Here is a 10417-nt window from a genome sequence, read left to right as displayed (position 1 = left end):
CGACAGCGCGAGCCGCGCCCCCCGCCCCCCCCCGCCCCCCCCAGCGCCCCGCCCCCCCGGGGCCCCGCCCACGGCTCCCCCCCGGCCCCCCCCCGACCGGAGCCCTCACGGCATCCGGTCCAGCAGGACCACCGCCACGTCGTCCGTCAGCTCCCCGCCGTTGAGCTCGCGGACCTCGTGGACCGCGGACCTCAGCAGATCCTCGCCGCGCAGCCCGGCGGCGAGCTGGCGGCGGACCATCTCGACCATGCCGTCCTGGCCCAGACGCTCCCCGCCCGCGCCGACGCGGCCCTCGATCAGGCCGTCGGTGTAGAGCATCAGGCTCCACTCGGCGCCCAGCTCCACCTGCATGCGCGGCCAGCGAGCCCCGGGGACCAGGCCGAGCGCGGGGCCGTTGTTGTCGTACGGGAGCAGCTCCGCGGGCCGGCCGGGCCGGGCGATCAGCGGCGACGGGTGACCGGCCAGGCACAGGCCGGCCCGGCGGCCGTCGGGGGAGATGTCCACCGTGCACAGGGTCGCGAAGATCTCCTCGTCCGACCGCTCGTGCTCCAGGACCTCCTGCAGCGTGCCGAGCAGCTCGTCACCGCACAGCCCGGCCAGCGTCAGCGCGCGCCACGCGATGCGCAGCTCCACGCCGAGCGCGGCCTCGTCCGGGCCGTGCCCGCAGACGTCGCCGATCATGGCGTGCACGGTGCCGTCGGGCGTGCGCACGGTGTCGTAGAAGTCGCCGCCGAGCAGCGCGCGCGAGCGACCGGGGCGGTAGCGGGCGGCGAAGCGCAGCGACGAGCCCTCCAGGAGGGGCGTCGGCAGCAGCCCGCGCTCCAGGCGGCGGTTCTCCTGGGCGCGCACCCGGCCCTCGGCCAGGCGTCGCTCGGCCGTGTCGGAGCGCTTGCGCTCCACGGCGTACCGGATGGCGCGGCTCAGCAGACGTCCGTCCAGTTCGTCACGGAAGAGGTAGTCCTGGGCGCCCACGCGCACGGCCTCGGCGCCGCGCTCGGCGTCACCGGACGCGGTGAGCGCGAGGACGGCGTGCCGGGGCGCGAGCTCCAGCACGTGCTTGAGCACGGCCAGCTCGTCGTCGGCGTCACCCGCCCGGCCGGGGGCCGGGAGCGCCAGGTCGAGCAGGATGCAGTGGACGTCGTCGGTGAGCAGCCGTCCGGCCTCGGTGAGGTTGCGGGCGGTGCGGACGCGGATCGGCTTGCCGGCCGGGTCGAGCAGCTCGGGCACGATCGGCGAGGCGGCCGGATCGTCCTCGATCAGCAGCAGGGTGAGAGTGGTGCCGGCCGCGGTGTTCGTGTTGGTGGCGGCTTCGGTGCGGTTGGCCTCTTCCATGAGGGGGCCGCCTGTGGACGCGGCCTGCGCCTGACCACTCTCCACGGCCGGGATCGCTCTCTGCCGCGGTACGGGCACGGGCATCTTGTTGGGTTCCTTCCCTCCCCCCGAGGGCGCGGCGGGGCGAGGGACCTCGACCCACCGACGGGGACCATAGCGGTACAGGCCACCGCAACGGAATGGTGTGCGCCGCCTCGCCCGGCGGCAGACCTCTGTCATATGCCGCGATCCCTACCGGAGTTGGACAGGACGGCGGGTGAACAGGGATGACGAAGGTCACGTCCGGCCCGGGTTTGGAAGGCCGTTGGCCGTGCACTGGGTCACATGGCCTGCGTCACGAAGCCGCGTGAACGGCGCTGCGGAGCCGGCGTCCGGGCTCAGGCGTCCGGCCGCACCACGCCCAGAATGGGCATTTCGCCCGCCCCGGCGAGCGTCACCGTCCGTCCGGGGCGCGGGGCGTGGATGATGGCGCCGTCGCCCACGTACATCGCCACATGGCTCGCGTCGTCGAAGTAGATGATGAGATCGCCGGGCCGCATGTCCTTGACGTCCACGTGCTTGAGCTGCTTCCACTGCTCCTGCGAGGTGCGTGGGATGGGGTGGCCGGCGTTCGCCCAGGCCTGTGAGGTCAGACCCGAGCAGTCGTACGACTTGGGTCCCTCCGCGCCCCACACGTACGGCTTTCCTATCTGGGCCGTCGCGAACTCGACCGCCTTCTTGCCCTGCTCGGAGGCCTTGCCGTTGATCTCCTTGAGGATGCCGGTGTCCAGCCAGTCGGTCTGCGCCTTGAGGGCCGCCTCCTGCTCCAGCTCGGCGAGGCGCTCCTTCTCCTTCTTCTCCAGCTGTGACTGGAGCTTCTCGGCGGCGGCGATCTGCTGCTTCACCTTCTTCCTGGCGGCCGCCTTGGCCTTGCGGTTGGCCTCGAGCTTGTCCCACCGGTCGGAGGCGTCCGCCGCGTACAGCTTCAAGTCCTCCTGGGTGCGGGTCATTTCCCCGATCAGGCCCTTGGTCGCCCGCTGGCCCTGGAGCACCCGGCCCGCGCCGTCCAGGAACTGCCCCGGGTCGTCGCTCAGCATCAGCTGGGCCGCGGGCGGCAGTCCGCCCGTGCGGTACTGGGCGCGGGCCGCGGCGCCCGCGCGGTCCTTGAGGTCGTCCAGCTTCTTCTGGCCGGCGACGATCTTCTTCGCCAGCTCGACGATCTCGGCGGACTGCTTGCGGGCCTTCTCCTCGGCCGCGTTGTACTCGTCGGTGGCGACGGCCGCGTCGTGGTAGAGCTTGTCCAGCTTCTCGCGGACGGCCTCGAGGTCCTTGTTCGGCGGGAGAGTCGGACGGGCCGTGGGTGTCGCCGAGGCGGTGGGTGTCGGCGTCGGGGCCGCGAACGCCGTGCCGGGTGCCGCCAGTACGGTCACCGCGCAGACCACGGTCACGGCCGCCGTGATCAGGCCGCGCTTGCCCGTCCCCATACCCCGTCCCCCAAACTGATTTCCCGTCAGTAACTTACGGTCGCCCGGGGATCGTGCCATGCCGTGGCGCAAAACGACAGAGGCCGTACCCGGTGGGTCCTGCCCGCTTTCACTTCCGGGCATGACGATCTCCCGCCGTTGTGACGAACGGCGCATGAAGATCGTTCCCTTCGGCCCAGAGGCGGCAGGGGCCGGTCCCGGGAGGTGTTCCGGGTCAGTCGCGAGGCGCCAACGCGCCCCAGGCGACCGTCACTTCGCCCTGCCGCCACCGCGTCGGCGAGTCCGTCACCGGCCAGTCGGCCGTCAGGTCCCGCACCGCGCGGATCCAGCGCTGGCGGGCGCCGTAGGAGGCGTAGGGCGCGGCGGCCGCCCACGCGCGGTCGAAGTCGCGCAGGAAGGCGTGCACCGGTTCGCCCGGGACGTTGCGGTGGATGAGCGCCTTGGGGAGGCGTTCTGCGAGGTCGGACGGCCGCTCGAGGGACCCCAGGCGGGTGGCGAAGGTGACCGTGCGGGGCCCTTCGGGCCCGAGCGCGACCCAGACGTGCCGGCGCCCGATCTCGTCGCAGGTCCCCTCGACGAGCAGCCCCCCGCCGGTGCCGGGTCCGGCCGGTGCGAGCCGGGCGCACAGCCGCTCCCATACGGCGGCGACCTCGCTCTCGTCGTACTGCCGCAGCACGTTGGCGGCACGGATGAGGTACGGCCGCTGGGGGACGGGGATCTCGAAGCCGCCGTGCCGGAAGGCCAGCCCCTCGCGTTCGTGGGGCTTCGCCGCCGTGACCCGGGCCGGTTCGATCTCTACACCGACCACGCGTGCGCGAGGGGCCGCGGTGCGCAGCCGGCCGAGCAGTTCGACGGCCGTCCAGGGTGCCGCCCCGTACCCCAGGTCGATCGCCACGGGGTCGGCGGCCCGCCGCAGTTCGGCGCCGTGCGTGACCGCGATCCAGCGGTCCATGCGCCGCAGGCGGTTGGGGTTGGTCGTCCCGCGCGTCACCGTTCCCACGATGGGGGTGCCCCCGCTCGAGCGAAGCCGAGAGTGGGGGAGGGTGGCTGTGCGGACTGTCATACGTACGAGGGTATGCGGGCCCGTGCCGGGGAACGCATCCCGTCATCGAACGGTTGAGCGACTGAGGGTAATGATTCGGCAAAGCTCCACGATCGGGAAATGGAGCCGCTTCCTCCGATGTTGCACCCCCTTGGAGGGTGCCCCAGGTCCTCCCACCGGCATGCCCGCAGCGAGGAGGAACGCCACGTGAGCCAGTACGTCAGCAGGCTCGGGCGTCGCTCTCCGGCGGCACCCCCGCGGCTGAGGCTGCACCGCAGGCCCCGCCGCGTCGCCATGCTCTCCGTGCACACCTCACCGCTCCACCAGCCCGGAACCGGCGACGCCGGCGGCATGAACGTCTACATCGTGGAGCTCGCGCAGCGCCTGGCCGCGATCAACATCGAGGTCGAGATCTTCACCCGGGCCACGGCGGGCGGCCTCGAGCCGGCCGTCGAGCTCGCCCCGGGCGTCCTCGTCCGGCACGTCGACGCGGGCCCCTACGAGGGCCTGGCCAAGGAGGACCTCCCGGCCCAGCTGTGCGCCTTCACGCACGGTGTGATGCAGGCCTGGGCCGGCCACCGCCCCGGCCACTACGACCTCGTGCACTCCCACTACTGGCTCTCCGGCCACGTCGGCTGGCTCGCCGCCCAGCGCTGGGGCGTCCCCCTGGTGCACGCCATGCACACCATGGCCAAGGTCAAGAACGCCAACCTGGCCGACGGCGACACCCCCGAGCCCGCCGCCCGCGTCATCGGCGAGACCCAGATCGTCGCGGCCGCCGACCGGCTGATCGCCAACACGGCCGAGGAGGCCGACGAACTCGTACGGCACTACGCCGCCGACCCCGCCAAGGTCGCCGTGGTCCACCCCGGCGTCAACCTCGACCGGTTCCGCCCCTTCCCCAAGACCTCCGGCACGCTGCGGCCGGGAGGGCCCACGACCGCCCGCGCCGCGGCCCGCGCCCGCCTCGGCCTCCCGCAGGACGCCCTGATCCCGCTCTTCGCGGGCCGTATCCAGCCCCTCAAGGCCCCCGACGTGCTGCTGCGCGCCGTCGCCGCCCTCCTCGCGGAGCGCCCGGACCTGCGCTCGAGGATGCTCGTGCCGGTCGTCGGCGGCCCCAGCGGCAGCGGCCTCGCCAAACCCGAGGGCCTGCAGAAGCTCGCCGCACGGCTCGGCATCGCCGACGTCGTGCGGTTCCGGCCGCCGGTCGGGCAGGAGCAGCTCGCGGACTGGTTCCGGGCCGCGTCCGTACTCGTCATGCCCTCCTACAGCGAGTCGTTCGGCCTGGTCGCCATAGAGGCCCAGGCGGCCGGAACGCCGGTACTTGCCGCCTCGGTCGGCGGGCTCCCGGTGGCCGTGCGGGACGGCAAGACCGGATTCCTGGTCCGGGGCCACGATCCGGCCGACTACGCGCGCGTGCTGCGCCGTTTCGCCGACGAGCCGTCCCTGGCGGACAGCATGGGCGCCGCCGCCGCCCGGCACGCCCAGTCCTTCGGCTGGGACACCGCGGCCGCCGCCACCGCCGACGTCTACACGGCCGCGACCCAGGCCCACCGCCGTCGCGTACGCTCGCCCCATGGGTGAGGCTTCACAGCAGCAGCGGGCGGCGCAGGTCATCGAGGGGGCCCTCAAGGACGCCGAACTCGACTGGGAGAGCCCCGAACCCGGCAACTACGTCGTCAAGCTGCCCGGCACCCGCAAGCTCTCGACGACCGTCTCGCTCCTCGTCGGCCGTCACTCCCTCTCCCTGAACGCCTTCGTGATCCGCCATCCCGACGAGAACGAGGCGGCCGTCCACCGGTGGCTGCTGGAGCGCAACCTCAAGCTGTACGGCGTGAGTTACGCCGTGGACCGGCTGGGCGACATCTACGTCACCGCCCGCCTGTCCCTGGGCTCGGTCACCGGCGACGAGATCGACCGGCTCCTCGGCCAGGTCCTGGAGGCCGCGGACGGCAGTTTCAACACCCTCCTGGAGCTCGGGTTCGCCTCCGCGATCCGCAAGGAGTACGCCTGGCGAGTGGCGCGCGGCGAATCGACGCGGAACCTGGACGCGTTCACGAATCTGATCCAGCGCCCGGCCGACTGAGCCACCGACCGGGCAAGGCGCACCTCACGAGACGGACTCTGCTCGGCGGGGCCATCGCCGTGGCGTGCGGAGCGGCGGCGGGCACGGCGGCGGGAGCGGCCACGGCCGCGGAAGCCCCAGCCCTCCGGCGGGAGTTCGCCCGCAGGACCGACGTGACGGTCTTCGGCGCCGTCGCGGACGGCACCACCGACCGCGCCCCCGCGATCAACCGTGCCGTGGCCGCCGCCGGAAGGGCAGGCGGTGCACGGCCGCAACACGGTCACCGAGTCCGACCGGATCGACGTCCCCGACTTCACCCGACGTCCCCGACTTCACCGGCGGCCTCCGCTCCCGCCGGGCGCTCCACGGCACGACGGACGCCGTGCGCCCGCACGACCTGTACGAGGCTCAGCGGGCGCTGAGCCGGTAGCGGCCCGGAGTCACGCCCACCAGCTTCTTGAAGTGCCGCGTGAGATGGGCCTGGTCGTAGAACCCGGTCGCCGACGCCACCTCACCCGGCGCCCGCCCGTCCAGGAGCAGCCGGCGGGCCCGCTCGACGCGGCGGGACATCAGGTACTGGTGGGGCGCGATGCCCCAGGCGCGGCTGAACGCCCGGACCAGATGGGCGGGATGGGCGTGCAGCAGCCGTGCCGCCTCCTCGAGCGCGAGGCCCTCGGTGACGCGCTCGTCGAGCAGTTCGCGCAGCGCGCGGGCGAGGGCGGGGTCGCGCAGGGGGCCGGTCGCCGCCGGCCTGGGACTCAGATGGGCGCGCAGCCGTTCGCCGACGAGGGTCAGTCTGCTCTCGGCCTCCAGCTCGTCGCCGGGGTGCGCGAGCGCGCCGTGCAACTGGCCGACACGCAGCCGCAGCACCGGGTCCCGTAGGTCGGGCCCGTCGACCGCCGGGCCGATGAGCTCCTCCCCGAGGCGGGAGGCGTCGAGGTAGAGGACGCGCTTGCGGAAGCCGTGCGGGGTGGCCGGGGACCCGTTGTGCGGCACGTGCGGCGGAAGCAGCGAGACCGTGTCGTGCGGGGTGCCGTGCTCGTGCCGGTCGAGGTCGTACCGTACGGCCCCGTCGTCGACGATGAGCAGCGTCCACGCCTCGTGGACGTGCATCGGGTAGGCGTACTCGGTGAAGTGCGCGTGGAACACCTCCACGACACCCGGGACACGCGGGCGCCAGGCGGAGACTTCCGGCTGGGCGGCCATGCAAACAACGTACAAGACGGGGTCGTACGACCGTCGGCAGGATCGGGGGCATGAGTCAGCAACCCGTGCGTTTCGACACCAAGATCGCTGTCCTGCTGCGCGAGGACCTGGAGTCCTGGCAGCGCCTCAACGTCACCGCGTTCCTGGTCAGCGGCCTGGGCACACAGGTGCCCGAGGCGATCGGAGAGCCCTACGAGGACGCGGACGGCGTCCCCTACCTGCCGATGTTCCGCCAGCCGGTGCTGGTCTTCGAGGGCACCAAGGAGACCCTGGCCGCGGCCCACACCCGCGCGCTCGACCGCGCCCTGCCGCGCGCGGTCTTCACCTCGGACCTCTTCGGCACCGGCAACGACCGGGACAACCGAGCGGCCGTGCGGGCGGTGGCGACGGCAGGCCTCGACGTCGTGGGCCTCGCCGTGTACGGCCCGCGCAACGCGGTGGACAAGGTGCTGAAGGGGGCGCGGATGCATCCGTGAGGCGCCCGGGCCGGACGACGGTCTCAGCGCCCGAACAGGCTGGGGTGAGGGCAGGGCTCGAGCGGCGCGTCCGGCTGGTCGTCGCGTGTCGACCCCAGGTGGTCCGAGGCGCAGCAGAGCAGGGCTCGCAGAGCCTTCGGCCGTCCTCCGCCCTGGTCAGGGAGTACCCGGCGTGGCTGGTGCGGGCCGCGCACAGCGGACACTCCCGGTTCTCCGGCACCTCACGCCGCCCGGACCTCGGGCTCGGCGCCGGCCGGAACCGCGGGGGCCGGTGCGGGCTCCTGCGGCAGCCTCCGCATGAGGACGCCGTAGCCGACGCCGGCCATCGTTCCCACGACCGCGCACATCCCCCACAGCCACTCGGCCCCGAACCGGTCGATGACCGCGCCCGACATGAGCGGCGCGACCAGCGAGGCGACGGACCACGACAGTGTGTACATGCCCTGGTAGCGGCCGCGCCCGTGCACGGGCGAGAGCCGGACGACGAGCCCGGTCTGCGTCGGCGCGTTGACGATCTCGGCGAGCGTCCACACGCACACCGTGAGCGCGAAGACGCCGACCGACCCGGCGAAGGCGGTGAGCCCGAAGCCGTACCCCGCGAGGACGGAGGAGACGACCAGGAGCCGGCGCGGATCGCGGTGCTCGATGAAGCGGGTGACCGGGATCTGGAGGGCGACGATCAGGATGCCGTTGACGGCGATGGCCATGCCGTAGTCGGCGGGCGAGAACCCGGCCCGGCCCATGGCCACCGGCAGGCCCACCGAGCCCTGCTGGAAGACGAGGGCGACGAGGAAGGACAGCCCGACGACGGCCATGTACCGCCCGTCGCGCAGCACCGTCTTGAGGCTGACGTCCGCCTGCGCCTGCTTGGCCGTGGCCGTGGGCCGCGACTCGGGCAGCTTGAGGAAGACGACGACCGCGCACGCCAGGGTCATCCCGGCCTCGATGAGGAACCCGGCGAGATAGCTGAACTCCGCGATGAAACCGGCCGCCATGGAGGAGACGGCGAAGCCGAGGTTGATCGCCCAGTAGTTCAGCGAGAACGCCCGCACCCGGTCCTCGGGCCGGACGATGTCGGCCATCATCGCCTGCACGGCGGGCCGGGAGGCGTTGGAGGCCATGCCGACGAGGAAGGCGACGGCGGCGATGGCGACGGGGTCGTGCATGAAGCCGAGCAGCGCCACGGACCCGGCGGTGGCGCTCTGCGCGATCAGCAGGGTGGGCCGCCTGCCGAGCCGGTCGGCCATCACTCCGCCCCCCAGCGAGGAGACGACCCCGCCGAGCCCGTGCAGGGAGGCGACGAGACCGGCGTACGAGGCCGAGTACCCGCGGTCCAGCGTGAGGTAGAGCGCCATGAAGGTGGCGACGAAGGCACCGAGCCGGTTGACCAGGGTGCTGGTCCACAGCCACCAGAACTCGCGGGGGAGACCGGAGACGGTTTCGCGGCCGGCGCGTCTCAGGGCGGCGAGTGACATGCGGAATCCCCCAGGTTCGACAGGTGTGCGGGTACGTGCGTCGTGTAAGCGCCTCATCGGCCATGCGCAACTTACAAGGGGGCGCTCATCCGGGCCACTCGATTAACAGATGCCGTCAACCGTCCGGCCTTCGGGCACTCGAGCGAGGGTCCGAATACGTGGATTACGCTCTGAGGCATGGCCGACGCACCGTACAAGCTGATCCTCCTCCGCCACGGCGAGAGCGAGTGGAACGCGAAGAACCTGTTCACCGGCTGGGTGGACGTCAACCTCAACGAGAAGGGCGAGAAGGAGGCGGTCCGCGGCGGTGAGCTGCTGAAGGACGCCGGCCTGCTGCCCGACGTGGTCCACACGTCCCTCCAGAAGCGCGCGATCCGCACGGCGCAGCTGGCCCTCGAGGCCGCCGACCGCCACTGGATCCCCGTCCACCGCAGCTGGCGCCTGAACGAGCGCCACTACGGCGCCCTCCAGGGCAAGGACAAGGCGGCGACGCTGGCCGAGTTCGGCGAGGAGCAGTTCATGCTCTGGCGCCGCTCGTACGACACCCCGCCCCCGCCGCTGTCCGACGACTCCGAGTTCTCCCAGGCGAACGACGCGCGCTACGCGACGATCCCGCCGGAGCTGCGCCCGCGCACGGAGTGCCTGAAGGACGTCGTCGTCCGCATGCTCCCGTACTGGTACGACGGCATCGTCCCGGACCTGCTCGCCGGCCGCACGGTCCTGGTCGCCGCCCACGGCAACAGCCTCCGCGCCCTGGTCAAGCATCTGGACGGCATCTCCGACGCCGACATCGCGGGCCTGAACATCCCGACGGGCATCCCGCTCTTCTACGAACTCGACGCCGACTTCAAGCCGGTCACCCCCGGCGGCCAGTACCTCGACCCGGAGGCGGCCGCGGCGGCCATCGAGGCGGTCAAGAACCAGGGCAAGAAGAAGTAACCCAGACCGAAGAAGCCCCCTACCTGCGGTTTTGTTGGCAGGAGGGGGCTCTTCTGTGTGCTGGGGCCGTGTCCGGGCCGTCGGGCTCAGATTCGGCGGATGCTCACGCGGACCGCGACGAGGAGCGCCGCCAGGGCGACGACGGATTCGTCAGCGCCGGCCCGGACACCCAGCCAAGCGCCGCCGAGACCGATGAGCGGGGACGGCAGGGAGCGGAGGGTGAGGTCGATGCGGAGGCCTCGGCGTGGCACCATGGCCTTCTCCATGTGGGTCATCTGTTGCTCCATCTCTAGGCAATAATCGATCCCATGGAAAGGAGAGGCCGCCCCAGGACCGGCGGCCTCTCCCCGATTTGTGTATGTTGAACATACACCCTCGGAGGCGGGTGTCATAAATCCTCACCGCATGGCGTTTGTTAA

The 10417-nt window shown here is 72.3% G+C and carries 10 protein-coding genes; 4 read left to right on the top strand and 6 right to left on the bottom strand.

Annotated features, from left to right (window positions below; translation table 11 throughout):
* Window positions 1-105: 105 nt before the first annotated feature.
* The 3 genes from ACFW2E_RS09105 to ACFW2E_RS09095 all read right to left on the bottom strand — a co-directional run bounded on the left by ACFW2E_RS09105 (window position 106) and on the right by ACFW2E_RS09095 (window position 3795).
* A complete protein-coding gene (locus ACFW2E_RS09105; RefSeq protein ID WP_384463668.1) occupies window positions 106-1416 on the bottom strand; it encodes a PP2C family protein-serine/threonine phosphatase in 1311 nt (436 codons plus the stop codon).
* Window positions 1417-1709: 293 nt separating this feature from the next.
* A complete protein-coding gene (locus ACFW2E_RS09100; RefSeq protein ID WP_384463665.1) occupies window positions 1710-2795 on the bottom strand; it encodes an NlpC/P60 family protein in 1086 nt (361 codons plus the stop codon).
* A gap of 214 nt (window positions 2796-3009) precedes the next feature.
* Entirely contained in the window at window positions 3010-3795 is a 786-nt protein-coding gene (locus tag ACFW2E_RS09095; RefSeq protein ID WP_384463662.1) for a class I SAM-dependent methyltransferase, read from the bottom strand.
* A 249-nt stretch (window positions 3796-4044) separates the two neighbouring features.
* On the opposite strand from ACFW2E_RS09095, the gene mshA reads away from it, so the two are divergent.
* On the top strand, window positions 4045-5421 hold the full coding sequence (gene mshA, locus ACFW2E_RS09090) for a D-inositol-3-phosphate glycosyltransferase (RefSeq protein WP_384463659.1): 1377 nt from the start codon (window positions 4045-4047) through the stop codon (window positions 5419-5421).
* On the top strand, window positions 5414-5923 hold the full coding sequence (locus ACFW2E_RS09085; RefSeq protein WP_384463656.1) for a YbjN domain-containing protein: 510 nt from the start codon (window positions 5414-5416) through the stop codon (window positions 5921-5923). Before mshA ends, ACFW2E_RS09085 begins: the two co-directional genes overlap by 8 nt.
* A 387-nt stretch (window positions 5924-6310) precedes the next feature.
* On the opposite strand, the gene ACFW2E_RS09080 is transcribed toward ACFW2E_RS09085, so the two are convergent.
* A complete protein-coding gene (locus ACFW2E_RS09080) occupies window positions 6311-7108 on the bottom strand; it encodes an AraC family transcriptional regulator (protein ID WP_384463654.1) in 798 nt (265 codons plus the stop codon).
* A gap of 50 nt (window positions 7109-7158) precedes the next feature.
* On the opposite strand from ACFW2E_RS09080, the gene ACFW2E_RS09075 reads away from it, so the two are divergent.
* Complete coding sequence (locus ACFW2E_RS09075) at window positions 7159-7584, top strand: DUF2000 family protein (RefSeq protein ID WP_384463651.1); 426 nt, start codon at window positions 7159-7161, stop codon at window positions 7582-7584.
* 221 nt (window positions 7585-7805) lie between these two features.
* Here the strand turns inward: ACFW2E_RS09075 and ACFW2E_RS09070 are convergent, their stop codons facing one another.
* Window positions 7806-9059 (bottom strand): MDR family MFS transporter, encoded by a 1254-nt coding sequence (locus tag ACFW2E_RS09070; RefSeq protein ID WP_384463648.1) that lies wholly within the window; start codon window positions 9057-9059, stop codon window positions 7806-7808.
* A gap of 177 nt (window positions 9060-9236) precedes the next feature.
* On the opposite strand from ACFW2E_RS09070, the gene ACFW2E_RS09065 reads away from it, so the two are divergent.
* Window positions 9237-9998 (top strand): phosphoglyceromutase, encoded by a 762-nt coding sequence (locus tag ACFW2E_RS09065; protein WP_384463645.1) that lies wholly within the window; start codon window positions 9237-9239, stop codon window positions 9996-9998.
* Window positions 9999-10084: 86 nt separating this feature from the next.
* Here ACFW2E_RS09065 and ACFW2E_RS09060 read toward each other — a convergent pair whose 3' ends face one another.
* Window positions 10085-10273 carry a hypothetical protein gene (locus ACFW2E_RS09060; RefSeq protein ID WP_384463642.1) on the bottom strand — a complete coding sequence of 63 codons (189 nt, stop codon included), beginning with the start codon at window positions 10271-10273 and terminating at the stop codon, window positions 10085-10087.
* Window positions 10274-10417: the final 144 nt, after the last annotated feature.

The sequence above is a fragment of the Streptomyces sp. NPDC058964 genome, from assembly GCF_042741275.1.
In the GTDB taxonomy this organism is placed as follows: domain Bacteria; phylum Actinomycetota; class Actinomycetes; order Streptomycetales; family Streptomycetaceae; genus Streptomyces.
Note: the sequence above shows the minus strand (reverse complement) of the source record. Positions and strands in the feature narration are given on the sequence as shown.

What these genes read in the sequence shown, in the direction of transcription:
- ACFW2E_RS09105 (WP_384463668.1), bottom strand. Translation starts at nt 1,416, where the DNA reads ATGCCCGTGCCCGTACCGCGGCAGAGAGCGATCCCGGCCGTGGAGAGT.
- ACFW2E_RS09100 (WP_384463665.1), bottom strand. Translation starts at nt 2,795, where the DNA reads ATGGGGACGGGCAAGCGCGGCCTGATCACGGCGGCCGTGACCGTGGTC.
- ACFW2E_RS09085 (WP_384463656.1), top strand. Translation starts at nt 5,414, where the DNA reads ATGGGTGAGGCTTCACAGCAGCAGCGGGCGGCGCAGGTCATCGAGGGG.
- ACFW2E_RS09080 (WP_384463654.1), bottom strand. Translation starts at nt 7,108, where the DNA reads ATGGCCGCCCAGCCGGAAGTCTCCGCCTGGCGCCCGCGTGTCCCGGGT.
- ACFW2E_RS09075 (WP_384463651.1), top strand. Translation starts at nt 7,159, where the DNA reads ATGAGTCAGCAACCCGTGCGTTTCGACACCAAGATCGCTGTCCTGCTG.
- ACFW2E_RS09070 (WP_384463648.1), bottom strand. Translation starts at nt 9,059, where the DNA reads ATGTCACTCGCCGCCCTGAGACGCGCCGGCCGCGAAACCGTCTCCGGT.
- ACFW2E_RS09065 (WP_384463645.1), top strand. Translation starts at nt 9,237, where the DNA reads ATGGCCGACGCACCGTACAAGCTGATCCTCCTCCGCCACGGCGAGAGC.
- ACFW2E_RS09060 (WP_384463642.1), bottom strand. Translation starts at nt 10,273, where the DNA reads ATGACCCACATGGAGAAGGCCATGGTGCCACGCCGAGGCCTCCGCATC.